Here is a 24,620-nt window from a genome sequence, read left to right as displayed (position 1 = left end):
GAAAGAAGGACAAGGCGATGCGCTACGGTTTTGGATGGATCCTTGGGGCGATGTTGTGGGCGGGGGCGGCTGTGGCGCAGGGCCAGTGGACCGTCACCCTGACAAAAAATCAGGCCAAGGCGCTGGCGGAACTGGCAGCCGAGCCCAATGTGACCGCGTTTGCAATTTCGCCGGATGGCGCCTGGGGCCGGTCCTGGGGCGTGAACAACGCGGAAAACGCGGGTGCGCGGGCGTTGAACTACTGTCAGGGCGAGCTGCGAAAGGGCAAGCGGGACTGCATCCTGTACGAAGTGGCGGGCAAGCGTGTGGCCCCGCAGGTGGTGCAGACGCGCAAGGTCACCATGCTGTATCGTCCTGTGAATGGCCGTCAGGCGGCGGCTATGTTCGGCCTGATCGATTTCGATTTTCAGGGCAACCCCGGCGTTGCCCGCGCGCAGGTTGACAGCGTAGTCAAGCAACAAGCCAGCCTGCGCGGCGACAAGCGGCTGCGCGACATTCTGCGCGGGCGCAGTATTCTGTCGCCCAAGGCCAAGGGCTTTGGGGTTACCTTCGAGGATACCTATGCCGAGCAATATGCAATGGCCGACAGCGGGATTCTCAAGACGATTTACGACAGTTGGACCGTCACGGCCGAGGGGGTGATTTGCATGTACGGAGGCCGCGTCGCGTCCAACGGCAATCCCGTGGGAACGCGATGTGTGATCCTGAACAGCGCGTCTGACGGGGTGGTTTCGTTTTCCTGGGGCCACCGCCCCGGTTCCAAGCAGAAGATGAATTTGATCGCAGGCGACGCACGGTTCGCCACGGCACGGTAAGCGGGCGCGGCCCGGACAAGAAGGATACGAGAGATGCGAACTGTTTACGTGAACGGCGATTACCTGCCCGAGACCGAGGCCAAAGTGTCGATCTTTGATCGCGGGTTCCTGATGGCGGATGGTGTGTACGAGGTGACATCGGTGCTGGGTGGCAAGCTGATCGATTTCGACGGCCACGCCGTGCGCCTGCAACGGTCGCTGGACGCGCTGGAGATGCAGTCACCGATTGCCAAGGACGACCTGCTGGAGGTGCACCGCGAGTTGGTGCGCCTGAACGGGATCGAAGAGGGGATGATTTACCTGCAGATCACGCGCGGCGCGCCCGACGACCGGGATTTCGTCTTTCCGGATCCGGAAACGACGCCGCCGACCATTGTGCTGTTCACCCAGAACAAGCCCGGCCTTGCCGACAATCCGGCGGCGAAAAAGGGGATGAAGGTGATCAGCATCGACGACATCCGCTGGGGCCGTCGCGACATCAAGACGGTGCAACTGCTCTATCCGTCGATGGGCAAGATGATGGCCAAGAAGGCTGGCGCCGATGATGCCTGGATGATTCAGGACGGGTTCGTGACCGAAGGCACGTCCAACAACGCCTATATCGTCAAGGGCAACAAGATCATCACCCGCGCCAAATCCAACGATATCCTGCACGGGATCACCCGGGCCGCCGTTCTACGCTTTGCCCAGGAGGCGCAGATGGAGGTGGAAGAGCGGAATTTCACCATCGAGGAGGCGCGCGAAGCCGATGAGGCCTTTATCACCTCGGCCTCGACATTTGTCATGCCGGTGGTGGAAATCGACGGTCAGGCGCTGGGGGATGGCACGCCCGGTCGGGTGGCCCCGCGCCTGCGCGAAATCTATCTGGACGAAAGCCGCAAGGTGGCGATCTGACTCTCGAAATTCGGCCCGCTTTTCGATTTCCCCTTGAAAAGCGGGCTTTTTGTTCCCATTTCCATATGTAAAGATTATTAACATCGAGGGGCAAATTAAATGAGTGAAGACGTCATCCTGACCCTGCTGAGCGAGAATCTGATTTTTATTCTGGCTGCGGTTTTTCTGCTGCTCTGTCTGTTTCTGGCTGTGCGGATTGTGCCGCAAAGCGAGAAATATGTCGTGGAGCGCTTTGGCCGTCTGCACTCGGTTCTGGGCCCCGGCATCAATTTGATCGTTCCGTTCATGGATGTGGTGCGCCACAAGGTGTCGGTGCTGGAACGCCAGTTGCCGAACGAGAGCCAGGACGCCATTACATCTGACAACGCATTGGTGCAGGTCGAGACCAGCGTGTTCTACCGCGTGATCGAACCCGAGCGCACGGTCTATCGCATCCGTGACGTGGACAGCGCCGTGCAGACAACGATTGCGGGGATCGTCCGCTCGGAGATCGGCAAGATGGAACTGGATGAGGTGCAGTCCAACCGGTCGCATCTGATCGGCGAGATCAAGGTCCTTGTCGAGGAGGCCGTGAATGACTGGGGCATCGAGGTGACCCGCGCCGAGATTCTGGATGTGAACCTGGATGTGGCCACCCGTGAGGCGATGTTGCAGCAGCTGAATGCGGAACGTGCGCGCCGCGCCTCGGTGACGGAGGCCGAGGGCCACAAACGGGCGACAGAGCTGAATGCGGATGCCGAATTATATGCCGCGGAACAGGCGGCCAAGGCCCGCCGTGTCACCGCCGACGCGGAGGCCTATGCAACCCAGGTCGTGGCCGAGGCCATCAACACGCACGGCATCGAATCCGCGCAGTACCAGGTGGCTCTCAAACAGGTGGAGGCGATTGCCGATCTGGCGCAGGGTGATGGGCAACAGACAATCGTGTTGCCCGCAAGTGCCATCGATGCCTTTGGCGAGGCCTTTGGCATGCTGGCAGGAAGGAGCAAGAAATGACCGAGCTTTGGACGTTGTGGTGGATCTGGATCGTGGCCGCCCTGGTGCTGGGCATCATCGAGATCTTTGTGCCCGTGTTCGTCTTTCTTGGCATGGCCGTGGGCGCCGTGGTGGTCGGCGTCGGCCTTGCCTTTGGCCTGTTGGGCTGGATCGCGACCTTGCCGGTCCTGCTGTTGGTCTTTGCCGTTGCGTCGGTGATCGCGGCGGTGGCCCTGCGGTCGGCCCTCGGGGTGCGTCGCGGTCAGGTCAAGATCTGGGACCGCGACATCAACGACTAGGCCCCGTTGCCTGAACGGCTGACCGTCTCGTCCCCGTTATGCACGAGCCGCGTGGTCCACGGGATCGGGTTGCGCAGGGCGAAATGGGCCATGCAGGCGCCTTCGGCCTCGGCCAGAAGTGCTGCGATCCGGTCGCGGGGTTCGGGGCTGTCGATCAGCACGTGGGTCTCGACCAGCTCGGTCTTGCCGTTGGTCATGTGCCCCAGTTCGCGCATGTGGCCCAGATTGGTGGCAAAGCGCACCCGCTGTTCCAGCCGCAGGGACGTGATCTCGATCCCGCGCGCGGTATAGATGTCGGTGAGGTGAGTCATCAGGCAAAAGCCGATGCCCGCGCAGAAGTAGGCCAGCGGCGGCGGCGCCTGATCTTCGCCCACCGGGGGCTGCTCATCACAATAGAGTGTCAGCGGCGAAAAGCCGGGGATGTTGACCGACACTGACCCGGTTTTGTGCTGCATATTCCCCGCCTCGGCCACGAGGTTGACCTCGAATTGCACGGGGTCGGGGGCCTTGGCGCGCTTGAAAGGGTCGGGTTCAAAGGCCGTGGGTGCGGGTGCGGCTTCGGCGCGTTCACCGACGCGGTAGGTCATGACTTGTCCCCGACATTCTCGGCAAAGGCGGTCTTGAACGCCTCTTGCTGGCCGGTGTTCGCGTCAGTCTGGTAGTTGGCCTTCCAGTCTTCCATGGTCATACCGTAGAATGTTTCGCGTGCGGCGTCCTTGGACATCTCGATCCCTTTTTCGGCAGCGGCCTCCTGATACCAGCGCGACAGGCAGTTCCGGCAGAACCCGGCCAGGTTCATCATGTCGATGTTCTGCACATCCGTGCGGTCCTGCATCAGGTGCTGGCGCAGGCGGCGGAAGGCGGCGGCCTCGAGTTCGAGTTGGGTTTGGTCGTCCATGGGTGTTGGTCCTTGTTGTCAGGGTCGGACTGGGGGCCAGCCCCCAGACCCCCGGGATATTTCTGGCCGAAAGAAGCAGGTGTGGTCAAAGATTGGCCTGATTGCGCGCGGCTTCAAGGTGGGGGGCCAAAAGCTGTGCCCAATGCCGTTGCCCGGCCGCGTCTTCGATCAAATCCTGGCGCAGTTCCAGGATCACGTTGGGACGGCCCGGCGCGTGGGCATGTTGGGTCATGGCGTCGCCGGGGAAAAAGCCCGCATAGGGTGCGTTGTCGCCTACGGGGGTGTCGAGTGCGGCCGCCAGCGACGCGATCAGAGGGTCGGCGATGCGCCGGTCCTGCGCGGACAGCACGCCGATCTCCCAGGGGCGCGGCGGGCGGGATTTGAGTTGCGGCGTAAAGCTGTGCATTGCCAGAAAGCAGATGTCGCGCCCGGCGGCGGTGCGGGCGATGGCGTCATGATAGGGTGCATAGAGCGTGTCAATCCGGCGCTGGCGCTCGGCCGCGGGCAGCACGCGGTTGCCGGGGATGATCGTCCCGTCATAAAGCTGCGGGATCAGGGTGGGGTCGTCCGCGCCCCGGTTCGGATCGATCACGAGGCGCGAGAAATTGGCGCTGACCACCGGCGCGTTCAGCGCCGCGCCAAGCGCGCGGGCCACACCCAGCGCACCGATGTCCACAGCGATATGGCGCGCCATCTCGGCCTCTGGCAGGCCCAGCGTGCCGCCGTTGACGTGATCCGGCACCGCGTTCGTGGCGTGATCGCAGGTGATTACCCAAGGCCCGTCGCGGTCCGGGCCATCGATATGAAAAGGTGCGTGTGTCATGGAGCCTTCACCAAATATGTCGCAGGTTTAGGCCAGTTGCCTTGGGATGTGAATTGGGCAATAAGGCCCGTGTTAGCGATATCAGCAGAGAGGCCCGCCCCATGAGACGTATGCGAAACGTAAAGATCGTGGCCACTCTGGGGCCAGCATCGGACAGCTACGAGATGATCCGGTCGCTGCACGAGGCGGGCGCGGATGTGTTTCGCCTGAACATGTCGCATGGCAGCCACGCCGAGATCGCGGAAAAGCACGCCATCATTCGCAAGGTCGAGGAAGACACCGGGTCGTCCATCGGCATCCTCGCGGATTTGCAGGGGCCGAAACTGCGCGTGGGTGTTTTTGCCGGGGACAGCGAGATGCTGGACGAGGGCGCGAAATTCCGGCTGGACCTTGATACCGCCGATGGTGACAGCAGCCGTGTCTGCCTGCCGCATCCCGAGATTTTCGCGGCATTGGAGCCGGGCAAGTCCCTTTTGGTCAATGACGGCAAGATCCGCTTGCGGGTCGAGGATTGCGGCCCTGATTTTGCCGACTGCGTGGTGATTGCGGGCGGCGTGATTTCCAACCGCAAGGGCGTGAACGTGCCGGATGTGGAACTGCCGCTGGCCGCGCTTTCGGAAAAGGATCGGGCCGATCTGGAATTCGTGGCCGAGCTGGGCGTGGACTGGATGGCGCTGTCCTTTGTGCAGCGTCCTGCGGATGTCGAAGAGGCACGTGACCTGATCAAGGGCCGCGCCGCGGTTTTGTCCAAGATCGAAAAGCCCAATGCCGTTGAACGGTTTGACGACATTCTGGCCGTGAGCGACGGCATCATGGTCGCGCGCGGCGATCTGGGTGTGGAGCTGCCCGTTCAGAACGTGCCGCCCATCCAGAAACGTCTGGTGCGCAAATGCCGTCACGCGGCCAAGCCGGTGATCGTGGCCACGCAGATGCTGGAAAGCATGATCGAAAGCCCGATGCCGACGCGCGCCGAGGTCAGCGATGTGGCCACCGCCATCTATGAAGGCGCCGATGCGGTGATGCTGAGCGCGGAAAGTGCGGCGGGCAGTTATCCGATCGAGGCGGTCACCACCATGGACCGTGTCGCCGCCGAGGTCGAACAGGACCCGACATATACCCAGATCATCGAGGCCAGCCGCAGCCCCATCCGCGGCTCGGTTGCCGACGGCATCGTGGCCGCCGCCCGCGAGATCGCGGAAACCGCCGACATCAAGGCGATCTGCTGCTTTACCCAGAGCGGGACAACCGCACTTCTGGTGGCGCGCGAACGGCCCCGCGTGCCGATCATCGCGCTCACACCCCTGGTGGGCACGGCGCGGCGTCTGGCGCTCAGCTGGGGCTGCAACTGTGCGATCACGGGCGTCATGGACCGGTTCAAGGGGGCCGTGGTTGGCGCGGCCAAGGCCGCCCGCGAAGAAGGGTTCGCCACGGAGAACGACCAGATCGTCGTGACTGCGGGCGTGCCGTTCAACGTCACCGGGACCACGAACATCCTGCGCGTTGCCCCCTGTGATGAACGTTTGATTTACTCGACCGATCCGGAGTAACCTGACCGCACGTTAAGTAAGGTTAAGTTATGAGCCCCGATTTGTATTTGGTGCTCGGCATCCTGATTGCCGGGTTTTCGATCCCGTCCGTCCTGTCCGCGATTTCCGACCGACGCGCGCCGCGCGCCTCTGCCATTACCGTCCTTATTGCGGGTGGGTTGATCCTGCTTGCTGTGCAGTCGCAACCGGGTGGGTATACGTTGCAGGAAATCCCCGACGTGTTTGTCCGGGTGATTGCACGCTTCATCTGATCCAGTCGCGGTGGAATTGCTCTTGCCATGGGCGGGGCGACCTCCTATACGCCGGGCTCGTTCCGCGCGTCCGGCCCAAGTGGCATGCCGAGTCGCGCATTCGACCGAACTCAAACGATGGAGACGGAAATGCCCAAGATGAAGACGAAATCGAGCGCCAAGAAGCGCTTTAAAGTGACCGCGACCGGCAAGGTCCTGGCAGGTCAGGCCGGCAAGCGCCACGGCATGATCAAACGCACCCGCAAATTCATTCGTGACGCCCGTGGCACCACGACCCTGTCGGCTCCCGACGCCAAAATCGTCAAGGGCTTCATGCCCTACGACCGCTGATAGGAGGTATCTGATATGTCCCGTACCAAAGGTGGAACAGTCGCCCACGCCCGTCACAAGAAGGTCATCAAGGCCGCCAAAGGGTATTATGGCCGCCGCAAGAGCACCTTTAAGGTCGCACGCCAGGCGGTCGACAAGGCCAACCAATACGCCACGCGTGACCGTCATAACCGCAAGCGCAACTTCCGTGCGCTGTGGATCCAGCGGATCAACGCAGCCGTGCGTGCCCATGACGAGGCGCTGACATACAGCCGCTTTATCAATGGTCTGAACCTGGCCGGCATCGAAGTGGACCGCAAGGTTCTGGCCGATCTGGCCGTGAACGAGCCCGAGGCATTTGCCGCGATCGTTGACCAGGCCAAGGCACAGCTGACCGCCTGATTGGCGCCTCAGTTCTGAGTTTTGAAAACCCCGGCCTCGTGCCGGGGTTTTTCATTCCGGGGCAGGTTGCGTGATCTGCGCGCCGCCCGCATGGGTCAGGCGGATCGTGCATCCCGCCTCCAGTTCCGCGGCATAGGCGGTGGCCGCGATATTCCAGACCTCTTGCGGCGCGCTGGTCCAGACATCCGTGACATGGCAGTGAAAGTGATCTTTCAACAGCGCGTCCGCCGCATTTCCAAACGCAGCGCGGCGTTCGTTGATGTCCACATCGCCCCCACCGCCGAACAGGCGCGCCGTGGGTGTGACGATCCCGATCACAGCCTCGATCAGCCCATTGACGAACACCTGGTCATCCTGTCCTGCCGTGGCCATGTCGGCCAGCCCTTCGGAAAACAGGTCGGGGTCGCAGTAAAACAACGTGCCTTCGTCGCGGTCCAGAACCCCGAGGTAAAACGCGGCATAGGCCGCCGCCCCCAGTTCGGAGGTGTCGGCCATGGCCTGCCGGGCCGCAATCTCCAAACGCGCGTAATCGCCGCCCCATCGTGGCAGCAGGTGAAACGCGCGTTCGCGCATCGTCACCCAGCACCGCGGGTTCAGGGCGAGACAGCGTTGGAACACGGCGTCGCAGGCCGCGTCGTCCCATTCCGACGACAATGCAACCGTGTGGGTGACAGAGGCCAGCAGGAATGAGGTCTCCTTCTGGACGTCAAAGTCGGCCAATACTTCATTGGCGCGCTCCAGGTGCATCTCGAACCTGTGCCATCCGTCCGCCGTCACCGCGTCGGCATAGTCACCACCGCGCCGCGCCCAGGCCATTTCCTCGTGCGCGCGCGCCAGCATCGCGGCCAACCGGGGATCGCGGTGATGTTCGGCAAAGGCCATTTCGAGCTTTTCAATGGAGGCAAGCGGCAGCTCTGGTGCCGCCATGCCATAGCAGTCGTCGTGTTCCTCGAGGAAGGTCAGCTGCGCCCACCGCGCAGCACGCGTGCCGACATAGGTGAGCGGCTGCCCCCCGACCGAGGCATTCACCGCGTCCCACTTGGCCATCTGGGTCAGGAATGCGGGCCATTTGTCCGTGCCCGCCAGACCACGCATGCGAAACAGGGCTGCGGGTTCATCGGAGATCTCGTCGCGCGTTTTCGCGTCCAGCTCAAATTGTCCGTCCGCGACCGCGGGCACCGCCATGCCGGTGTCACCAAGGGGCGCTTGCGCCTTGTTCAAGCGCCAGAGCGCGCGGGGCATGGCCCAGACCAGCACAATGGGCAGCAGCATCAGGTTCAACGCCAGCCGCACCAGATAGGGCAGGCGCGGAAACAGGATTTCATATTTGCGGGCGAGATACTGCATGGTGGACACTCCTTACGCGCATGGGTTGAAACATGCGTCTTTGGCCCGCATTCGACGGCGCGGCGGCGAAACTGTGGCGCCAGACGCGGCCATGGGCGACCCAAGCCCGGTTGCACTGCGCTGCGCGCGGCGTTAGATCGCTTTGAAACCACGTGGGAACAGCGGCGCCATGGACGATCTCAAATCCAAATACCTGTCAAAGATCGCTGATGCGGCTGATGAGGCCGTGTTGGAGGATATCCGCATCGCCGCTGTTGGCAAAAAGGGCGAGGTTGCGCTGAAGATGCGCGAACTGGGCAAGATGACGCCCGAGGAACGCCAAGTGGCGGGCCCGGCGCTCAACGCGCTCAAGGACGAGATCAACAGCGCGCTCAGCGCCAAAAAGGCGGCGCTGGCTGATGCAGCGCTGGATGAGCGGCTGCGCAGCGAATGGCTGGACGTGACGCTGCCCACACGGCCGCAGCGGCAGGGCACGATCCACCCGATCAGCCAGGTCAGCGAAGAGGTCACGGCGATCTTTGCCGAAATGGGGTTTTCCGTGGCCGAGGGGCCGCGCATCGACACCGACTGGTATAATTTTGATGCGTTGAACATCCCCGGCCACCACCCGGCACGGGCCGAGATGGACACGTTCTATATGCACCGTGCCGAGGGCGACAATCGCCCGCCGCATGTGTTGCGCACGCACACGTCGCCGGTGCAGATCCGGTCGATGGAGGCCACCGGCGCGCCCACGCGCATCATCTGTCCCGGCGGTGTTTACCGCGCGGATTATGATCAGACGCATACCCCGATGTTCCACCAGGTCGAAGGCCTCGCCATCGACAAGGACATCAGTATGGCGAACCTGAAATGGGTGCTGGAGGAGTTCCTCAAGGCGTATTTCGAGGTGGATACGGTCGACCTGCGGTTCCGCGCCTCGCACTTTCCGTTCACGGAACCATCGGCCGAGGTGGACATCCGCTGTTCGTGGGACAACGGCACGCTCAAGGTGGGTGAGGGCGACGATTGGCTCGAGATCCTGGGCTCCGGCATGGTGCACCCCAAGGTGCTGCAAGCGGGCGGGATCGACCCAACGATCTGGCAGGGCTTTGCCTTTGGCATGGGGATCGACCGGATCGCAATGCTGAAATACGGGGTGCCGGATCTGCGCGCGTTCTTTGACAGCGACCTGCGCTGGCTGCGCCACTACGGCTTTGCCGCGCTGGATGTCCCGACACTGCATGGCGGGTTGAGCCGGTAGTCAGCGTCTGGCAGAGGTACGTAGGGCGCGCATTCATTGCGCACCGCCCGCAGCGTGCTACGTTGATCCCCATGCGCCTCTGGCTTGTCCTCGCTATGATCGCCGTGATCGGCATAGCCCACATATTCCTGTGGCGGTCGGACATGCCTGCGCATCTCAAACTCACCTTTACCCTTCTGAACGTCGCGGGCTGGACAATCGTGCTGGCCCCGATCCTGTTGATCGACCGCTGGTTGGAGGCGATCCAGCGGCGCAACAGCGACGACCACGACAATGTGACGTGACACCGGGGCGGGGATGGGTAGCGTGCGCCGCATGAGATATCTGATTTGCCTGATCGCCCTTTGCTGGGCGTTGCCTGCCGCCGCCATGGGGCCGTGGCAGCGTGATACCTGTCATTTGGATGTGCCCTGTGTGTTGGGCGACCGGTCCTATCACGTCAAGGAGCCGGACGATTGGGACGGCACCAGCCCTATGCCCGTCCTCATCCACTTTCACGGCTGGCAACGCACCGGCGCTCTGCCCGTGCAGCACCAGCGGATATCGGGCGCCACTCGGCGGCGCGGCGTGCTGCTGATCGCCCCGAACGGCATCCGCAAGACCTGGAACATGTGGTATCCCGAAACCGAGGACGTGCAGTTTGCCGCCGACGTGCTGGCCGATGTCATGGCGCGGTATCCGGTCGATCCCGACAATATCCTCGTATCGGGCTATTCCTATGGGTCGATCATGGCGTGGCGTGTGGCCTGCGATCGCGGCACGGACATGAACATCCGCGCGCTCTTGGGCATTTCCGGCACGATCAGCCTGTCCGAAGAGTGCCCGCAGGCCCCGGAAGAGGCGCGCCACGTGCATGGCCTCAAGGACAACGTGCTGGATTTCCCCCTTGGCCCGCAGGGAGAGACGGATTACCCCGCCCGGCTGTGGCGCGACCGGTTGGGCTGTGACGACACGGTGGCGGATACGCGGGACTGGTCGGTGGTCGATTTCCTGACGCTGACGCGCACGGAATGGGCCGACTGCACCGACGGCACGCGGGTGACGCTCGACATCCATCCCGGCGGGCATTTCATCCCCCACGGCTGGATCGGGCGGCAGCTGGACGAGGTGCTGGGACGCACGCCCACCTACCCCTAGGCCCCGCCGCGGCTTGCACCTTGGCGCGATCTTTGCCATTGCAGGCGCAGACGCCAAGGCAAGGGACGCACCCGATGAAATTCACGCTCAGCTGGCTCAAGCAGCACCTCGACACCACCGCCACGGTGGACGAGATCACCTATGCTCTGACCGATCTCGGCCTCGAAGTCGAAGGGGTCGAGGACCGTGGGGCAAAGCTGGCCGACTTTACCATCGGGCATGTGCTGAGCGCGGAAAAGCACCCCGATGCCGACCGGCTGCGTGTCTGTCAGGTTGCCACCGACGAAGGCACCAAGCAGATCATATGCGGCGCGCCCAATGCGCGCGAAGGGATCACCGTCGTGGTCGCCAAACCGGGCGTCTACGTGCCCGGCATCGACACCACCATCGGCGTGGGCAAGATCCGCGGCATCGAGAGCTTTGGCATGATGGCCTCCGAACGCGAGATGGAGCTGTCGGACGAACATGACGGCATCATCGAACTGCCCTCGGGCGAGGTTGGCGAACGGTTCGTCGACTGGCTTGCGGCCAATGACCCGGCCAAGGTCGATCCGGTGATCGAGATCGCCATCACGCCCAACCGGCCCGATGCGCTGGGTGTGCGGGGCGTTGCCCGCGATCTGGCCGCGCGCGGTCTGGGCACATTGCGCCCGTGCCCTGTGCCGGATGTCGAGGGCAGCTTTGTCGCCGATATCGCGGTCAGCATTGACGACGACACGCTGGACGGCTGCCCGGCCTTCTTTGGCCGTGTGATCCGCGGCGTTCAGAACGGGCCTAGCCCCGCGTGGTTGCAGGATCGTCTGCGCGCCATCGGGCTGCGGCCCATTTCGTTCCTCGTGGATGTGACCAACTATTTCACCTACGACCTGAACCGCCCGCTGCACGTCTTTGACGCCGACATGGTGGCGGGCAATCTGCGTGTGCATCGCGCCAAGGGCGGCGAAGAGATCGTGGCGCTGGATGAAAAGACATACATGATGCAAGCCGGTCAGATGGTCATTTCAGATGACAACGGCCCGGAAAGCATCGCGGGCATCATGGGTGGCGCCGCCACGGGCTGCACCGAGGATACGGTCAACGTCTTTGTCGAAAGCGCCTATTGGGACCCGGTCCAGATCGCCTATACGGGGCGCGCGCTCAAGATCAACTCGGACGCGCGTTACCGGTTTGAACGGGGCGTGGACCCGGCCTTTACCCCGTCGGGTGTGGATCATGCCTGTGCCTTGATCCTCGATGTGGCGGGCGGGACCGTGTCGAACATGATCAGCGCCGGTGCTGTGCCGGACACAAGCCGCGCCTACAGGCTGGATGCCGCACGGGTGCAAAGCCTCGTGGGCATGGACATCCCCGAAAGCGAACAGCGCCAGGCGCTGACCGCGCTGGGCTTTCGCCTGGAAGGTGACATGGCGCAGGTCCCAAGCTGGCGACCTGACGTGATGGGCGAGGCCGATCTGGTCGAAGAGGTGGCGCGCATCGCGTCCCTGACCAAGTTGCAGGGCCGACCCTTGCCGCGCTTGGGTGCGGGCGTGCCCAAGCCGGTGATGACCCCGATCCAGCGGCGCGAACAGATCGCGCGGCGCACGGCGGCGGCGCTGGGTTACAACGAGTGCGTGACCTACAGCTTTATCGATCAGGCGGCGGCAGCGCTCTTTGGCGGGGGCGATGATACTACGCGTCTGGAAAACCCGATTTCCAGCGATATGAGCCACATGCGCCCCGATCTGCTGCCAGGCCTGTTGCAGGCTGCGGCGCGCAATCAGGCGCGCGGGTTCATGGATCTGGCCCTGTTCGAAGTCGGCCCCGCCTTTGACGGCGGAGAGCCGGGCGAGCAGCATTTGCAGGTCTCCGGCCTGCTGGTCGGGCGCACGGGCCCCAAGGACGTGCATGGTGCGTCCCGGCCCGTCGATGTGTTCGACGCCAAGGCTGATGCCGAGGCGGTGCTGTCCGCGATGGGCGCACCGGCCAAGGTGCAGATCCTGCGCGGCGCGCCGGAATGGTGGCATCCGGGCCGTCATGGCCGGATCTGTCTGGGCCCCAAGAAGGTGCTGGGCGTGTTTGGCGAATTGCACCCTCGCGTGCTCGAGGCGCTGGATATCAAGGGGCCCGCGATGGCCTTTACCCTCTGGCCTGCCGAACTGCCGATGCCGCGCAAATCGGGCGCGACCCGGCAGGCGCTGGACATCAGCGACCTGCAAGCGGTCGAGCGTGACTTTGCCTTTGTGGTGGATGCCGAGGTCGAGGCGCTGACGCTGGTGAATGCCGCCGCAGGGGCCGACAAGGCGCTGATCGAGGATGTCCGCCTGTTCGACGAGTTCATCGGCGGCGCGCTGGGCGAGGGCAAGAAATCGCTGGCCATCACCGTGCGCCTGCAACCGCGTGCGGCAACGCTGAAGGATGCGGAGATCGAGGCCGTGTCCCAAAAGGTCGTCGAGAAGGTGACCAGGGCCACCGGCGGCACGCTGCGGGGATAAGGGGCGGCCTGCCGCCCGTTACCGTTCGGTCAGGACTTCGGCCAGCAGGTCAAACACCAGCCTGATGCGTTTGCTGGTGTGCAGTTCGCGGTGCGTGACCAGCCAGATGGGAAAGCTCAGGTCGGTCTCGCCCTCCAGCACGGGCACAACATCGTCGAACTGGCGCGCAATTGCATCCGACATTGGAAACATCCCGAACCCCCGCCGCACCATGGCCCAGATCGTCACCACGCTCGTGGAACCGGCCGTGAGGTTGGCATGGGTGACCGGCAGGCCCCGCTCGGCCATTGCGGCGACAAAGGCCGTGTCATCGGTCATGCTGATGAAATCGTGCTGGGCCAGATCGGCCACGGACCGGGGCATGCCCCGCGCCGCGAGATAGGATTTCGAGGCATAGAGATGTGCGGATGCGTCGCTGATCTTGCGGGCGATCAGGTCGGGTTCTGTCGGGCGCACGTGGCGGATGGCGATATCCGCCTCGCGCTTGAGAATGTCGCGGATATCATTGGCTGAAATCACGTCGACCCGCAGGCTGGGCGCCATGCTGCGCAGCTGGATCAGCGTGTCGGGCAGGACATATGTGCTCATCATATCCGAGGCGGTCACGCGGATCGTGCCGTCGAGCGCCTGTGCGCGACCATGGGCAAGCAGTGACACGCGCGCGGCGGCATCGGCCATGGCGCGTGCCTCGCTGACCAGTTCGCGGCCCACATCGGTCAGTTGCAGGCTGCGCGTTGTCCGCTCAAAGAGGTCCACGGCCAGCGCCTCTTCGAGGGCGCTGACCTGGCGGCCGACGGTGGGCTGTGCGATGCCCAGCTTGCGGGCGGCTGCGGACAGAGATCCAGTATCGGCGGTGGCCAGAAAAGCGCGCAGGTGGTTCCAGTCAAATTCACGGTTCATGCGTTTGTGTATATGTGTGCTGCAAAAAACGTCAATTCCTTGCGGTTTGGTGCTGGGATATATGCAGTTTCAAAGGAGATGACGATGACACAGACAGCATCAACCCATGCGGGGTTCTGGGACCGGATGGCCCGCAAATACCGGGCGCAACCGATCAGCGACATGACCGCCTATCAGCAGACACTGGACCGGGTGATCACCTACCTGTCGCCTTCGTCGCGGGCGCTGGAGCTGGGCTGTGGCACCGGCGGCACCGCGCTGGAGCTTGCGCCCTTTCTGGGAGAGATCGTGGCCACGGACTTTTCCGCTGGCATGATCGCGCAGGCAGAAGCGCGGGAAGGGGCAGAGAACGTGCGGTTCCTGCACGCGGATGTGTTCGACGGGGTGCTGGAGCCCGGCGCGTTCGACGTGGTGATGGCGTTCAACCTCTTGCACCTGATCGATGATATCGACGTGTCGCTTGCACGCATCCACGCGCTGTTGCCCCCCGGTGGGCTGTTCATCTCCAAGTCGCCCTGCCTCGGCGAGCCGCGGCTTGGGTTCAAGTTCGGCCTGATGCGGCGGATGATCCCGTTGATGCAGCGTGTCGGCAAGGCGCCCTTTGTGCGTTATGACACGATCGCGGGACTGGAGGCGCGCATCGCGCAGGCCGGGTTCGATATCGTGGAGACCGGCAACTATCCGATCCGTCCGCCCAATCATTTTGTGGTGGCGCGGCGGCTCTGAGCCTTGCAATTGCGTCAGCGGGGTGCAGGTTGAGTGGCCTGACACAATGGAAAGGTCCTGGCCCATGCTCAACGTCTATCTCTCTGGCGAAATCCACACCGACTGGCGCGAACAGATCATCGACGGGGCGCAGGGGCTGGATGTGACCTTTTCCGCACCGGTGACGGATCACGGTGCGAGCGACGATTGCGGTGTGGCTATTCTGGGTGCCGAGGCGGACAAGTATTGGCACGACCACAAGGGTGCGATGGTGAACGCCATTCGCACCCGCAAGGGCATTGCGGATGCGGATGTGGTCGTGGTGCGGTTTGGTGATCAGTACAAGCAGTGGAATGCGGCCTTTGACGCGGGCTATGCCGCGGCGCTGGGCAAGTCTCTGATCATCCTGCACGGTCCGGATCATGCGCATGCGCTGAAGGAAGTGGATGCCGCGGCACTGGCCGTGGCGCGCGAGCCTGCGCAGGTGGTGGAGATCCTGCGCTATGTGTTGACGGGGACGTTGCCGGGCTAGGTCGGGGGCGGCTCTGTTTGCCTGACGGCAAAGGCGCCCGCCCGCCGACCCGGGGTTACGCTTGTGTCATTTGTGCCGCCCTGTAGGGTTCGAAAGAACGCGGGAGGGCGGACCATGCAGTTTGATTATGTGATTGTGGGGGGCGGATCGGCGGGCTGTGTCATGGCGGCCCGGTTGAGCGAAGATCCCGCCGTGTCGGTTTGTCTGATCGAGGCGGGCGGCGATGGGCGCAGCATTCTGGTGCGAGCACCCGCGCTTGTGGCGGCGATGATTTCCGGACGGCCCAAGATCAACAACTGGGCCTTTTCAACCGAGCCGCAGCCCGGTTTGAACGGGCGGCGCGGGTTTCAGCCGCGCGGACGCACCCTGGGCGGGTCGAGCGCGATCAACGCGATGCTGTATGTGCGGGGGCACGCGGGCGATTACGACGCATGGGCGGATCTGGGGGCCGAGGGCTGGGACTGGGCCTCGGTGCTGCCGTATTTCCGCATGTCGGAGGGCAATGCGCGCGGGGCGGATGATCTGCACGGTGCCGATGGGCCCTTGCAGGTCGCCGATCAGGCCGAGCCGCGGGCGATCACCCATGCCTTTGTCGCGGCGGGTGCGCAGGCGCAGCACCGGGTGACGACGGACTTCAACGGGCCGGAACAAGAGGGTGTGGGCCTCTATCAGGTGACGCAGGCCCATCGCGGGCCGGACAAGGGCACGCGCTGTTCGGCGGCGGCGGCCTATTTGCCGGATGCGGTGCTGGCGCGCGCCAACCTGACCGTGCTGACCCGCGCGATGGCGCAAAAGGTCGAGATGCAGGACGGGCGCGCCGTGGGCGTGCGGATCAGGCATCAGGGCCGCGTCAAGCTGGTGCAGGCCGGGCGCGAGGTGATCCTGTCCGCCGGGGCATTCGGGTCGCCGCAACTGCTGATGCTGTCGGGGATCGGGCCGCGGGATGAGTTGGCGCAGCACGGGATCGAAGTTGTGCACGAGGCCCCCGGTGTGGGGCAGAACCTTCAGGACCATCTGGATTACATCATCAGCTATCATTCCAAACGCGACGACGTGATCGGGCTGGGCCCCAAGGGGTTGGCGGATCTGGCGCGCGCGGGCCTGCGCTGGCGCCGTGACGGTGGGGGCATGTTTGCCACGCCCTTTGCCGAAGGTGGCGCCTTCCTGCGGTCGGAGGCGGGGGCGGATCGACCCGATGTCCAGCTGCATTTCGTGGTGGGGATCGTCGATGATCACATGCGCAAGATCCATTTCCGCTTTGGCTATTCCTGCCACGTGTGCGTGTTGCGGCCCTGGTCGCGCGGGCATGTGGGGCTGCACGGTGCGGATCCGGGGCTGCCGCCGCGCATTGATCCGGGGTACCTGTCCGATGCCCGTGACCTTGCCGTGCTCAAACGCGGCGCGCGGTTGATGGAGGATATCCTGACCGCGCCGCCGCTGGATCCTTGGCGGGGCAAACGGCTTTATCCCCATGACGGGAGTGACGCTGGCCTCGAGGCGGATATCCGGGCGCGGGCCGACACGATCTATCACCCGGTGGGGACCTGCCGGATGGGGCAGGGTGACATGGCCGTAACCGACCCGGCGGGCCGTGTGCACGGTGTTGCCGGCCTGCGCGTGGTCGATGCGTCGTTGATGCCGCGGTTGATCGGGGGCAACACCAATGCGCCCACGATCATGATGGCGGAAAAGATCAGCGCCGGGATGCGTGCCCCGGCGCTTTGACGGTCAGGGGCGGGGCGGGATGTTCTTGCCCTTTTCCACGGCGGGCCGTGCCATGAAACGGTCGAGATAGGCCACCAGGTTCTTGTGGTCGTCCCAGCCGACCATGTCCTTTGCCTCGTAGAAGTTCAGCGCATTGAGCCACGGCGCGATGGCGATATCCGCGATGGAATACTGTCCGGTGATCCAGTCCTTGTCCGCCAGCTCCTTGTCGAGGACGCCGAGCAAACGCTTGCCCTCGTCGACATAGCGTTGCTGCGGGCGCTTGTCCTCCCACTGGGATCCGGCGAATTTCACGAAAAATCCCATTTGCCCCAGCATCGGGCCAAGCCCGCCCATCTGGAACATCAGCCACTGGATCGTCTTGGCCTTGTCGCTGGCGGTGTCACCGATCAGCTTGCCGGATTTCTCGGCGAGGTAAATCAGGATCGCACCGGATTCGAACAGGCCCACAGGCGTGCCATCGGGGCCGTTGGGATCGATGATGGCGGGGATCTTGTTGTTGGGGTTCAGGGACAGGAACTCGGGGCTTTTGACGTCCGCATCCGACAGGGTGACGAGGTGGGCTTCATAGGGGATCTCCATCTCTTCGAGCGCGATGGAGGCTTTGACCCCGTTCGGGGTAGGGAAGGAAAACAGTTGCAGGACACTTGGGTTTTTCGGGGCCCATCGCTGGGTGATCGGGAAGGCGCTGAGGTCGGCCATGAGGTCTCTCCTGTGGGTGTAGATCTATGACATAGGGGAAAACGGGCCGCAAAATACCCTTTGAGATGTGGGTTCATGTGTTAACAGGTGTTCACTCACGCACGAAGCGCGGGCAAACGCGCAACTGCTGTAGCCAACAAGGGACTGAATATGCTTAACGAATTCAAGGATTTCATTGCCAAGGGCAATGTCATGGACATGGCCGTCGGTATCATCATCGGGGCGGCATTCACGGCGATTGTGTCGTCGCTGGTGGCCGATCTGATCAACCCGTTTATCGGTTTGTTCATGGGCGGTGTCGACTTTACCAACATGTACTTCGTGTTGTCGGGTGACGTGGCCGAGGGCGCATCGCTCGAAGCTGCACGCGAGGCCGGGGCTGCCGTGTTCGCCTATGGGTCTTTCATCATGGCCGTCATCAACTTCTTGATCATCGCCTTCGTGGTGTTCATGCTGGTGCGCTATGTCAACAAGGTCAAAGCCATGTCGGAAAAGCCGGAAGAGGTGGCACCAGAGGTCGAAACCGGCCCAAGCGAGCTGGATATCCTGATGGAAATCCGCGACTCCCTGGCCAAGTGATCCGGCCCTGAAAAGATGATGAAGGCCCGCCAATGGCGGGCCTTTTGCGTTACGTCAGGAATTGCGCGATGACCTGCGCCTGCTGCTTTCTGCCATCGGGGTCGAGGTCGGTCTTGAGCGCACAGAACGTTTCGGCCCATTGAGATGTGCGGATGCGGATGGGCGGTGTGTCCGCCGCGATGCAGGACATCACCACCTCGGCCACCTGATCGGCGGTCTGATAGATGTCGCCGCCCTGCCTGTCCTGCGCACCGCCGATATATTTCTGCAGGATCGGCAGGTACTCATCCTCCAGCATGCCGCCGGTGGACTGCACATGTTGCAAGACATTCGTGGCGAATTCCGACGCGATGCCGCCCGGTTCCACGCAGGTAAAGTGGATGCCGAAGCTGGGCGTGATGTAAGAGGCCATCGCCTCAGTGTACCCTTCGACCGCAAATTTCGCCGCACAGTAGACCTCGTTGAACGGTTGCCCGACCAGCCCGCCCACAGACGAGATGTTGATGATATGCCCGGACCGCGCGCGGCGCATATGTCCGATGACGGCCTTGGTACAGCGCACGACGCCGTTGAAATTCACGTCCATGACCCAGTTGATGTCGTCTTCGCTGGCCTGCTCTGTCGACCTTACAAACCCCGCGCCTGCGTTGTTGATCATCACGTCGATGCGGTTTTCGGCCTGCATGACGTGGGCCACGGCAGCGGTAACACTGTCAGTGTCCTGCACATCGAGTTGCAGGACGTTCAGCGTGACACCGGCCTCTGCGGCGGCGGCATCCAGTGCGTCGCGTTTGCCCAGGTTGCGCATGGTCGCATAGACGATGTGCCCGGCCTGCGCGGCCTGCACCGCGATGCGAATGCCAAGGCCCGTCGAGGTGCCGGTGATCAGGATGACGTGCTGCATGGGGATGCTCCGATATGGCGAGGGGCCCATCGCCCCGGCCACAGTCTCATCACAGCACGCCGCCAGTGTAAACTCCTCAGTTTACATCGGCCGCTCTACTGCTTGATCGCAAGGCCCGGCGAAATCACGTCAATGCCAAGCGCCTTGCCCACCGCGAAATAGGTCAGCTGCCCGGCATGGACGTTCAACCCTTCCAGCAGGTGCGGATCATCCGCGCAGGCCTGCCGCCACCCCTTGTCCGCCAGCGCCAGCATGAACGGCATGGTCGCATTCCCCAGCGCAATGGTCGACGTGCGCGCCACGGCGCCCGGCATGTTGGCCACGCAATAGTGCATGATCCCGTCCACCTCATAGATCGGATCGTCATGGGTCGTGGCGCGCGAGGTCTCGAAACATCCGCCCTGGTCGATGGCCACATCGACGATGGCTGCTCCGGGCTTCATCGTCGACAGCTGCGCGCGTGTCACCAGTTTCGGGGCCGCAGCGCCGGGGATCAGGACTGCACCCACGACCATGTCCGCCTCTGCCACCAGTTCGGCGGTGTTGCCCGCGCTGGCAAAGCTGGTCTTGAACACTCCACCAAAGGCATCGTCGAGATAGCGCATGCGTGGCAAGGACCGGTCCAGAACCGTGACATCCGCGCCCATGCCCGCCGCGACGCGGGCCGCATGGGTGCCCACGACGCCACCCCCGATCACGACCACGCGGGCGGGCCCCACACCGGGCACCCCGCCCATCAAGACTCCCCGCCCGCCATTGGCCTTTTGCAGCGTCCACGCGCCCACCTGCGGCGCCAGCTTGCCCGCAACCTCCGACATCGGCGCCAGAAGCGGCAGCCCGCCTTGCGCATCCGTCACCGTCTCATAGGCGATGGCCGTGCAGCCCGACGCCAACAGGTCGCGCGTCTGTTCCGGGTCGGGTGCGAGGTGCAGATAGGTGAACAGGACCTGCCCCTCGCGCAGCATCTTGCGTTCACCCGCCTGCGGTTCCTTGACCTTTACGACCATGTCGGCACTGGCAAAGATATCCTGCGCCGTTTCCACGATTTCCGCACCGGCGCTGACGTAATCCGCGTCGGCAAAGCCCGCGCCCATCCCGGCCCCGGTCTGCACCGACACCCGGTGCCCGTGGGCGATGGCCTCGCGCGCGGCATTGGGCGTCAGCCCGACGCGATATTCCTGTGGTTTGATTTCCGTGGGACAACCGATATGCATGGGATCCTCCTCTGATCTTGCCCCCATGATGCGCCTCAAGGCTTGCAATCGGGCACCAAACCGGGTTCGTGTTTGCGTGTAACAGTCGAAGAATGTTGCGTATTGCGCCGCAAATGCAGGAGGATTCCGCGCCAATGACCCTGGATGCAACAGATCGCCGTATTCTCAGCGCCCTGCAAAAACGCGGCCGGATGCCCAATGCCGAACTCAGCGAGGCGGTCCACCTGTCGGCCTCTGCCTGTCACCGCCGCGTGCAGCGCCTCGAAGAGGCGGGGTATATACGGGACTACGTGGCTCTGCTGGACGCGCGCAAGATGGGCGTGCCCACAACCGTTTTCGTGGAAATCACCCTTCAGGGTCAGGCCGACGAGGTGCTCGAGGCCTTTGAAAAGGCCGTCGCGCGCATTCCGGATGTGCTGGAATGCCACCTGATGGCGGGCACGGCGGACTATATCCTCAAGGTTGTCGCCGAAGGGACCGAGGATTTCGCCCGCATCCACCGCCAGCACCTCGCGCGCCTGCCCGGCGTGGCGCAGATGCAGTCCAGCTTTGCGCTCAGGACGGTGTTCAAGACAACTGCGCTGCCTGTCTAGACGGGGCGTCGCGTAATTTCGGGTGGCGATTAGGCATTCCTTTAGAAGGCCGCGCTATCACAGCCTCGGTTTTGGTCGATGGTGTATGATGCGCGTTTGGATGATGATGTTTCTGCTGGTGGTCGCGGGGCCGGTGATGGCGCTGGCCACGGCGCCGCGCGCAGACGGCGATGTGATGCTGGTGATCGTGCCGCCCTGGCTGGACAGCGGCGCGATGGTGTCTGCGCTGGGCGGGCGTGTCATCGGCCCTGAACGCGCGCCTTTCGGTGTCCTGATTCAATCCGATCACCCCGATCTGGCCCACACGGCGCAGGCCGCGGGCGCGTGGTGGGTTGTTCCGGCCGATGCGCTCGCCGCGATATGTGGAGTAAAAACATGAACCACGATGTAATGAGTGCGCTTGACGCGTCGCGCCTGCGTGCGGCGGGATGGCTGGTCAAATGGTGCGGGATCTTTGCCGTCTGTATCGCCGCTGCCGGTCTTCTCTTGCCCATCGATTCGGTGCTGCCGGGCGTCCTTGGCGCGGTGGCCGCGGGGGTCGGGTACTGGTCAGTGCGAACAGAATTTCCCGGCTACAGGCTGGTGGTTGGGCAAATGGTCATCGCGCAGGCGATCGCCTTTGTGGCGGTCATGTCCGGGACGGGCTGGCAAATCGACTCGCACATGTTCTTCTTTGTCGCCCTGTCCGCGTTGGTGGGCCTTGTGGATTTCCGTGCGATTCTTCTGGCGGCGGGCACCACCGTTCTGCATCACCTGTCGCTGGGTGTATTTGTACCGCAACTGGTGTTCCCGACGACTGACTTTCTCCACAATATTGAACGTGTCCTGTTTCACGGCGCCATCGTCGCCTTGCAGGTGCTTGTGCTCGGGTGGGCTGTGCGTATCCGGCTCAGCCTGACGCGGCAGATTGACCGCGCTCTGAAATCTGCGACCGAGGCCACGGAACGGGCCGAGCAGGCGAGTGACATGGCCACAGCCGCGCAATCTGCCGCAGAGGCTGAAACCGCGCGTGCGCAATCTGCCCAGAAAGAGGCCGAGATCCTGTTGAACCAGCTTGAGGTCGAACAGGCTGCGCGCGCCAAATCCGATGCAGAAGTGCGCGAGAGCGAGGCTCGCAGTGCCGCGGCACAACAGGCTGTGCTGGACGAACAGGAGCGCGTGGTCGCAGCATTGCGGTCGGCGCTGGCGCGGGTGGCGCAAGGTGATCTGTCCTCGCCCATCGAAATCGCATTTCCCGACGCGTACGAGCCGCTGCGCTCGGATTACAACCGCGCAATCCGCAACCTCGCGTCCGCGCTGGGGGATGTGGCGACCAACACCAATGCGCTGATGGAACAGGTGGCGGGCGTGAATTCGTCGGCCAACGACCTGTCGGAACGCACGGACAAGCAGGTCGCCTCGCTCGAGGCCACGGGGGCCGCGATCGACAGCCTGCACACGACCGTGCGCGCTTCGACCGAAAACGCCAAGGCAACGGCCGCCGCGGCCAGCGCGGTCAAGTCAGACGCCATTGCGGGCGGCGAAGTTGTCCGCCGTGTCATTGCCGCGATGAGCGAGATCGAAGCTTCGTCGCAAGAGATTGCCAAGATCAACGCGGTCATGGACGGGATCGCGTTCCAGACCAATCTGCTGGCCCTGAACGCCGGTGTCGAGGCGGCCCGTGCCGGCGAGGCGGGGCGCGGTTTCTCCGTTGTCGCCTCCGAGGTGCGGGCGCTGTCCCAACGCGCGACCGAGGCGGCGCGCGGCATCAACGAATTGACCGAACGCAGCGGCGCACAGGTACAGGATGGCGTGGGCCTCGTGGGGCAGGCGGGCAAGGCGCTGGAAGGGATCGTGACCTCCATCGCCGACATGACCGCCGCAGTCGAACGCATTGCCCATGCCGCCGAAGAACAGTCCAACGGGCTCAGCGCTGTGAATGCGACGGTCGGCGATCTGGACGCCGTCGCACAAAGCAACGCGGCCATGTTCGAGGAAACCAGCGCCGCCTGCATCGCGCTGACGGCGGGGATGGAACACATTTCGGACCGCTTGCGCAGCTTCCGGCTGGATCACGTGGTACAGGACGACGACCCGGGCGCTCGGATCGGACCGGTTGCACCGGACATGCTGCGGGCGGGCTAGGTGCGCAGCGACCCGGCAAAAACAAACCCCCGCAGCCGGGGCCACGGGGGTTGAAATTCTTGACACAAATTGCGTCGGGATGACTTACATCATGCCTTCGCGCTGTGCTTTTTTGCGTGCCAGCTTGCGGGCACGGCGGATCGCTTCAGCTTTCTCGCGCGCTTTTTTCTCGGACGGTTTCTCGAAATGTTGCTTGAGCTTCATTTCACGGAACACGCCTTCGCGCTGGAGCTTTTTCTTCAGAGCCCGGAGGGCCTGATCGACATTGTTGTCGCGAACACTAACCTGCATGTGGTTGTCACCACCTTTCTAGATTCGAGTTGCAAGGATTTGCAGGAAGTGGCCGCATAGCAAAGGCCGGGCCGTTTGTCCAGCCCGACGCGCCTAAGGATGTCAAGGCAGATGCGACCCCGCGCCCCCTTGCCCGGACCCCGCGCGCGCTCTAGCTCTTGGGCATGGTACAGACACCCCAAGACCTGATCGACCGCCTTCTGGATGCCGCGCTCTTGCACGTGCCGTTTGACGGCTGGTCCGAGACGACCTTTGTCGCAGCCGCCCGTGACGCGGAAATCGACATCACCATGGCGCGCGCGATGTGCCCACGCGGCGCCGTTGATCTGGCGCTGGCCTACCACGCGCGCGGTGACGCGGCGATGGTGGACCGGCTCAAATCCGACGCCTTGCCGGAGCGGTTCCGCGACAAGATTGCCGCCGCCGTCCGCTTTCGCATCGAGGCCGTGTCGGACAAGGAAGCCGTGCGACGCGGGACGACGCTCTTTGCCCTGCCGATGCATGCGGCCGACGGGGCCAAGGCGATCTGGGGCACGGCAGACCTGATCTGGGATACGCTGGGCGACACGTCCGACGACGTGAACTGGTACACCAAACGCGCAACCCTGGCGGGTGTCTACAGCGCGACCGTGCTCTATTGGCTGGGCGATGACAGCACTGACAATCAGGCGACCTGGGCCTTTCTTGACCGGCGCATCGACGACGTGATGCAGATCGAAAAGGTCAAGGCGCAGGTACGCGACAGCAAGACGCTCAGCGCGCTTCTGGCCGGACCGAACTGGGTGCTGAGCCAGATCAAGGCCCCGCCCCGCATGCCCAATGCGGACCTGCCTGGCATGTGGTCCCCGCCCCGCGACTGACGCCGTGCGGTGATGTCGATCGGTCCGCGCATTTCGGTTCCTTTCCGGATTTGAAACGGGATACGGTGGGCGCAACAGGC

29 protein-coding genes are annotated in these 24,620 nt (G+C 63.6%); 20 read left to right on the top strand and 9 right to left on the bottom strand.

The genetic code is table 11. The features are described from left to right. Positions 1–17 precede the first annotated feature (17 nt). From Q0949_RS10165 to Q0949_RS10150, 4 genes are all read left to right on the top strand, one after another. Positions 18–815, top strand: coding sequence for a hypothetical protein (locus tag Q0949_RS10165; protein ID WP_299371232.1), 798 nt, complete (start codon positions 18–20; stop codon positions 813–815). Positions 816–848: 33 nt separating this feature from the next. Continuing rightward, complete coding sequence (locus tag Q0949_RS10160) at positions 849–1,709, top strand: D-amino-acid transaminase (RefSeq protein WP_299371229.1); 861 nt, start codon at positions 849–851, stop codon at positions 1,707–1,709. 99 nt (positions 1,710–1,808) lie between these two features. Continuing rightward, positions 1,809–2,705: an SPFH domain-containing protein gene (locus Q0949_RS10155; protein ID WP_299371226.1), complete on the top strand. Its 897-nt coding sequence runs from the start codon at positions 1,809–1,811 to the stop codon at positions 2,703–2,705. Beyond that, on the top strand, positions 2,702–2,983 hold the full coding sequence (locus Q0949_RS10150; RefSeq protein ID WP_299371223.1) for a hypothetical protein: 282 nt from the start codon (positions 2,702–2,704) through the stop codon (positions 2,981–2,983). The genes Q0949_RS10155 and Q0949_RS10150 overlap by 4 nt, the downstream gene beginning before the upstream one ends. Here the strand turns inward: Q0949_RS10150 and Q0949_RS10145 are convergent. The 3 genes from Q0949_RS10145 to Q0949_RS10135 all read right to left on the bottom strand — a co-directional run bounded on the left by Q0949_RS10145 (position 2,980) and on the right by Q0949_RS10135 (position 4,704). Further along, positions 2,980–3,570 carry an OsmC family protein gene (locus tag Q0949_RS10145; RefSeq protein WP_299371220.1) on the bottom strand — a complete coding sequence of 197 codons (591 nt, stop codon included), beginning with the start codon at positions 3,568–3,570 and terminating at the stop codon, positions 2,980–2,982. The two genes, Q0949_RS10150 and Q0949_RS10145, sit on opposite strands and share 4 nt — an antisense overlap. Continuing rightward, entirely contained in the window at positions 3,567–3,881 is a 315-nt protein-coding gene (locus Q0949_RS10140; protein ID WP_299371217.1) for a DUF1244 domain-containing protein, read from the bottom strand. The genes Q0949_RS10145 and Q0949_RS10140 overlap by 4 nt, the downstream gene beginning before the upstream one ends. An 85-nt stretch (positions 3,882–3,966) precedes the next feature. Then, a complete protein-coding gene (locus tag Q0949_RS10135; protein WP_299371214.1) occupies positions 3,967–4,704 on the bottom strand; it encodes an N-formylglutamate amidohydrolase in 738 nt (245 codons plus the stop codon). 101 nt (positions 4,705–4,805) lie between these two features. Here Q0949_RS10135 and pyk point away from each other — a divergent pair, with 101 nt between their 5' ends. The 4 genes from pyk to rplT all read left to right on the top strand — a co-directional run bounded on the left by pyk (position 4,806) and on the right by rplT (position 7,213). Beyond that, entirely contained in the window at positions 4,806–6,251 is a 1,446-nt protein-coding gene (pyk, locus tag Q0949_RS10130) for a pyruvate kinase (RefSeq protein ID WP_299371211.1), read from the top strand. Positions 6,252–6,280: 29 nt separating this feature from the next. Next, the gene (locus Q0949_RS10125; RefSeq protein WP_299371208.1) at positions 6,281–6,502 is read left to right on the top strand and encodes a hypothetical protein; all 222 of its coding nucleotides are present in this window, start codon (positions 6,281–6,283) and stop codon (positions 6,500–6,502) included. 129 nt (positions 6,503–6,631) lie between these two features. Further along, on the top strand, positions 6,632–6,832 hold the full coding sequence (rpmI, locus tag Q0949_RS10120) for a 50S ribosomal protein L35 (RefSeq protein ID WP_014873788.1): 201 nt from the start codon (positions 6,632–6,634) through the stop codon (positions 6,830–6,832). A gap of 15 nt (positions 6,833–6,847) precedes the next feature. Further along, entirely contained in the window at positions 6,848–7,213 is a 366-nt protein-coding gene (rplT, locus tag Q0949_RS10115) for a 50S ribosomal protein L20 (RefSeq protein WP_299138761.1), read from the top strand. Between the two features lie 51 nt (positions 7,214–7,264). Here the strand turns inward: rplT and Q0949_RS10110 are convergent, their stop codons facing one another. Beyond that, on the bottom strand, positions 7,265–8,560 hold the full coding sequence (locus Q0949_RS10110) for a hypothetical protein (RefSeq protein ID WP_299371205.1): 1,296 nt from the start codon (positions 8,558–8,560) through the stop codon (positions 7,265–7,267). Positions 8,561–8,729: 169 nt separating this feature from the next. Between Q0949_RS10110 and pheS the strand changes: the two genes are divergently transcribed. From pheS to pheT, 4 genes are all read left to right on the top strand, one after another. After that, on the top strand, positions 8,730–9,803 hold the full coding sequence (gene pheS / locus Q0949_RS10105; RefSeq protein WP_299371203.1) for a phenylalanine--tRNA ligase subunit alpha: 1,074 nt from the start codon (positions 8,730–8,732) through the stop codon (positions 9,801–9,803). A gap of 71 nt (positions 9,804–9,874) precedes the next feature. Next, on the top strand, positions 9,875–10,087 hold the full coding sequence (locus Q0949_RS10100; protein WP_299371200.1) for a phenylalanyl-tRNA synthetase subunit beta: 213 nt from the start codon (positions 9,875–9,877) through the stop codon (positions 10,085–10,087). Between the two features lie 31 nt (positions 10,088–10,118). Further along, positions 10,119–10,940, top strand: a complete 822-nt coding sequence (locus Q0949_RS10095; RefSeq protein WP_299371197.1) for a polyhydroxybutyrate depolymerase — start codon at positions 10,119–10,121, stop codon at positions 10,938–10,940. 74 nt (positions 10,941–11,014) lie between these two features. Beyond that, the gene (gene pheT / locus Q0949_RS10090; RefSeq protein ID WP_299371194.1) at positions 11,015–13,411 is read left to right on the top strand and encodes a phenylalanine--tRNA ligase subunit beta; all 2,397 of its coding nucleotides are present in this window, start codon (positions 11,015–11,017) and stop codon (positions 13,409–13,411) included. Between the two features lie 18 nt (positions 13,412–13,429). Here pheT and Q0949_RS10085 read toward each other — a convergent pair whose 3' ends face one another. Then, complete coding sequence (locus Q0949_RS10085) at positions 13,430–14,311, bottom strand: LysR family transcriptional regulator (RefSeq protein ID WP_299371191.1); 882 nt, start codon at positions 14,309–14,311, stop codon at positions 13,430–13,432. Positions 14,312–14,395: 84 nt separating this feature from the next. On the opposite strand from Q0949_RS10085, the gene Q0949_RS10080 reads away from it, so the two are divergent. The 3 genes from Q0949_RS10080 to Q0949_RS10070 all read left to right on the top strand — a co-directional run bounded on the left by Q0949_RS10080 (position 14,396) and on the right by Q0949_RS10070 (position 17,273). Continuing rightward, positions 14,396–15,037, top strand: a complete 642-nt coding sequence (locus Q0949_RS10080) for a class I SAM-dependent methyltransferase (RefSeq protein WP_299371188.1) — start codon at positions 14,396–14,398, stop codon at positions 15,035–15,037. A gap of 64 nt (positions 15,038–15,101) precedes the next feature. Further along, on the top strand, positions 15,102–15,548 hold the full coding sequence (locus Q0949_RS10075) for a YtoQ family protein (RefSeq protein ID WP_299371185.1): 447 nt from the start codon (positions 15,102–15,104) through the stop codon (positions 15,546–15,548). Positions 15,549–15,662: 114 nt separating this feature from the next. Beyond that, positions 15,663–17,273 (top strand): GMC family oxidoreductase N-terminal domain-containing protein, encoded by a 1,611-nt coding sequence (locus tag Q0949_RS10070; protein ID WP_299371182.1) that lies wholly within the window; start codon positions 15,663–15,665, stop codon positions 17,271–17,273. A gap of 3 nt (positions 17,274–17,276) precedes the next feature. On the opposite strand, the gene Q0949_RS10065 is transcribed toward Q0949_RS10070, so the two are convergent. Then, positions 17,277–17,975 carry a glutathione binding-like protein gene (locus Q0949_RS10065; protein WP_299371179.1) on the bottom strand — a complete coding sequence of 233 codons (699 nt, stop codon included), beginning with the start codon at positions 17,973–17,975 and terminating at the stop codon, positions 17,277–17,279. A gap of 150 nt (positions 17,976–18,125) precedes the next feature. Here Q0949_RS10065 and mscL point away from each other — a divergent pair, with 150 nt between their 5' ends. Then, positions 18,126–18,554, top strand: coding sequence for a large conductance mechanosensitive channel protein MscL (mscL, locus tag Q0949_RS10060; RefSeq protein ID WP_299371176.1), 429 nt, complete (start codon positions 18,126–18,128; stop codon positions 18,552–18,554). Between the two features lie 49 nt (positions 18,555–18,603). Here mscL and Q0949_RS10055 read toward each other — a convergent pair whose 3' ends face one another. Continuing rightward, the gene (locus Q0949_RS10055; protein ID WP_299371173.1) at positions 18,604–19,458 is read right to left on the bottom strand and encodes an SDR family oxidoreductase; all 855 of its coding nucleotides are present in this window, start codon (positions 19,456–19,458) and stop codon (positions 18,604–18,606) included. A 95-nt stretch (positions 19,459–19,553) separates the two neighbouring features. Continuing rightward, on the bottom strand, positions 19,554–20,672 hold the full coding sequence (gene ald, locus Q0949_RS10050; RefSeq protein WP_299371170.1) for an alanine dehydrogenase: 1,119 nt from the start codon (positions 20,670–20,672) through the stop codon (positions 19,554–19,556). Between the two features lie 134 nt (positions 20,673–20,806). Between ald and Q0949_RS10045 the strand changes: the two genes are divergently transcribed. The 3 genes from Q0949_RS10045 to Q0949_RS10035 all read left to right on the top strand — a co-directional run bounded on the left by Q0949_RS10045 (position 20,807) and on the right by Q0949_RS10035 (position 23,389). After that, positions 20,807–21,265 (top strand): Lrp/AsnC family transcriptional regulator, encoded by a 459-nt coding sequence (locus Q0949_RS10045; RefSeq protein WP_299371167.1) that lies wholly within the window; start codon positions 20,807–20,809, stop codon positions 21,263–21,265. A gap of 100 nt (positions 21,266–21,365) precedes the next feature. Continuing rightward, positions 21,366–21,644 (top strand): hypothetical protein, encoded by a 279-nt coding sequence (locus tag Q0949_RS10040; protein WP_299371165.1) that lies wholly within the window; start codon positions 21,366–21,368, stop codon positions 21,642–21,644. Further along, positions 21,641–23,389 carry a methyl-accepting chemotaxis protein gene (locus Q0949_RS10035; RefSeq protein ID WP_299371162.1) on the top strand — a complete coding sequence of 583 codons (1,749 nt, stop codon included), beginning with the start codon at positions 21,641–21,643 and terminating at the stop codon, positions 23,387–23,389. The genes Q0949_RS10040 and Q0949_RS10035 overlap by 4 nt, the downstream gene beginning before the upstream one ends. An 84-nt stretch (positions 23,390–23,473) precedes the next feature. On the opposite strand, the gene rpsU is transcribed toward Q0949_RS10035, so the two are convergent. Next, on the bottom strand, positions 23,474–23,680 hold the full coding sequence (gene rpsU / locus Q0949_RS10030) for a 30S ribosomal protein S21 (protein ID WP_007118112.1): 207 nt from the start codon (positions 23,678–23,680) through the stop codon (positions 23,474–23,476). Positions 23,681–23,844: 164 nt separating this feature from the next. Here rpsU and Q0949_RS10025 point away from each other — a divergent pair, with 164 nt between their 5' ends. Continuing rightward, positions 23,845–24,540: a COQ9 family protein gene (locus Q0949_RS10025; RefSeq protein WP_299371159.1), complete on the top strand. Its 696-nt coding sequence runs from the start codon at positions 23,845–23,847 to the stop codon at positions 24,538–24,540. Positions 24,541–24,620: the final 80 nt, after the last annotated feature.

It is taken from the genome of uncultured Tateyamaria sp. (assembly GCF_947487805.1).
Classification (GTDB): Bacteria; Pseudomonadota; Alphaproteobacteria; order Rhodobacterales; family Rhodobacteraceae; genus Tateyamaria.
Note: the sequence above shows the minus strand (reverse complement) of the source record. Positions and strands in the feature narration are given on the sequence as shown.

What these genes read in the sequence shown, in the direction of transcription:
- Q0949_RS10160 (WP_299371229.1), top strand. Translation starts at nt 849, where the DNA reads ATGCGAACTGTTTACGTGAACGGCGATTACCTGCCCGAGACCGAGGCC.
- Q0949_RS10140 (WP_299371217.1), bottom strand. Translation starts at nt 3,881, where the DNA reads ATGGACGACCAAACCCAACTCGAACTCGAGGCCGCCGCCTTCCGCCGC.
- pyk (WP_299371211.1), top strand. Translation starts at nt 4,806, where the DNA reads ATGAGACGTATGCGAAACGTAAAGATCGTGGCCACTCTGGGGCCAGCA.
- Q0949_RS10055 (WP_299371173.1), bottom strand. Translation starts at nt 19,458, where the DNA reads ATGCAGCACGTCATCCTGATCACCGGCACCTCGACGGGCCTTGGCATT.
- Q0949_RS10075 (WP_299371185.1), top strand. Translation starts at nt 15,102, where the DNA reads ATGCTCAACGTCTATCTCTCTGGCGAAATCCACACCGACTGGCGCGAA.
- Q0949_RS10100 (WP_299371200.1), top strand. Translation starts at nt 9,875, where the DNA reads ATGCGCCTCTGGCTTGTCCTCGCTATGATCGCCGTGATCGGCATAGCC.
- Q0949_RS10085 (WP_299371191.1), bottom strand. Translation starts at nt 14,311, where the DNA reads ATGAACCGTGAATTTGACTGGAACCACCTGCGCGCTTTTCTGGCCACC.
- Q0949_RS10035 (WP_299371162.1), top strand. Translation starts at nt 21,641, where the DNA reads ATGAACCACGATGTAATGAGTGCGCTTGACGCGTCGCGCCTGCGTGCG.
- Q0949_RS10135 (WP_299371214.1), bottom strand. Translation starts at nt 4,704, where the DNA reads ATGACACACGCACCTTTTCATATCGATGGCCCGGACCGCGACGGGCCT.
- Q0949_RS10145 (WP_299371220.1), bottom strand. Translation starts at nt 3,570, where the DNA reads ATGACCTACCGCGTCGGTGAACGCGCCGAAGCCGCACCCGCACCCACG.
- Q0949_RS10150 (WP_299371223.1), top strand. Translation starts at nt 2,702, where the DNA reads ATGACCGAGCTTTGGACGTTGTGGTGGATCTGGATCGTGGCCGCCCTG.
- Q0949_RS10080 (WP_299371188.1), top strand. Translation starts at nt 14,396, where the DNA reads ATGACACAGACAGCATCAACCCATGCGGGGTTCTGGGACCGGATGGCC.
- Q0949_RS10125 (WP_299371208.1), top strand. Translation starts at nt 6,281, where the DNA reads ATGAGCCCCGATTTGTATTTGGTGCTCGGCATCCTGATTGCCGGGTTT.
- Q0949_RS10110 (WP_299371205.1), bottom strand. Translation starts at nt 8,560, where the DNA reads ATGCAGTATCTCGCCCGCAAATATGAAATCCTGTTTCCGCGCCTGCCC.
- pheT (WP_299371194.1), top strand. Translation starts at nt 11,015, where the DNA reads ATGAAATTCACGCTCAGCTGGCTCAAGCAGCACCTCGACACCACCGCC.
- ald (WP_299371170.1), bottom strand. Translation starts at nt 20,672, where the DNA reads ATGCATATCGGTTGTCCCACGGAAATCAAACCACAGGAATATCGCGTC.
- rpmI (WP_014873788.1), top strand. Translation starts at nt 6,632, where the DNA reads ATGCCCAAGATGAAGACGAAATCGAGCGCCAAGAAGCGCTTTAAAGTG.
- pheS (WP_299371203.1), top strand. Translation starts at nt 8,730, where the DNA reads ATGGACGATCTCAAATCCAAATACCTGTCAAAGATCGCTGATGCGGCT.
- Q0949_RS10070 (WP_299371182.1), top strand. Translation starts at nt 15,663, where the DNA reads ATGCAGTTTGATTATGTGATTGTGGGGGGCGGATCGGCGGGCTGTGTC.
- Q0949_RS10025 (WP_299371159.1), top strand. Translation starts at nt 23,845, where the DNA reads ATGGTACAGACACCCCAAGACCTGATCGACCGCCTTCTGGATGCCGCG.
- Q0949_RS10155 (WP_299371226.1), top strand. Translation starts at nt 1,809, where the DNA reads ATGAGTGAAGACGTCATCCTGACCCTGCTGAGCGAGAATCTGATTTTT.
- rpsU (WP_007118112.1), bottom strand. Translation starts at nt 23,680, where the DNA reads ATGCAGGTTAGTGTTCGCGACAACAATGTCGATCAGGCCCTCCGGGCT.
- rplT (WP_299138761.1), top strand. Translation starts at nt 6,848, where the DNA reads ATGTCCCGTACCAAAGGTGGAACAGTCGCCCACGCCCGTCACAAGAAG.
- Q0949_RS10095 (WP_299371197.1), top strand. Translation starts at nt 10,119, where the DNA reads ATGAGATATCTGATTTGCCTGATCGCCCTTTGCTGGGCGTTGCCTGCC.
- Q0949_RS10065 (WP_299371179.1), bottom strand. Translation starts at nt 17,975, where the DNA reads ATGGCCGACCTCAGCGCCTTCCCGATCACCCAGCGATGGGCCCCGAAA.
- Q0949_RS10040 (WP_299371165.1), top strand. Translation starts at nt 21,366, where the DNA reads ATGATGATGTTTCTGCTGGTGGTCGCGGGGCCGGTGATGGCGCTGGCC.
- mscL (WP_299371176.1), top strand. Translation starts at nt 18,126, where the DNA reads ATGCTTAACGAATTCAAGGATTTCATTGCCAAGGGCAATGTCATGGAC.
- Q0949_RS10045 (WP_299371167.1), top strand. Translation starts at nt 20,807, where the DNA reads ATGACCCTGGATGCAACAGATCGCCGTATTCTCAGCGCCCTGCAAAAA.
- Q0949_RS10165 (WP_299371232.1), top strand. Translation starts at nt 18, where the DNA reads ATGCGCTACGGTTTTGGATGGATCCTTGGGGCGATGTTGTGGGCGGGG.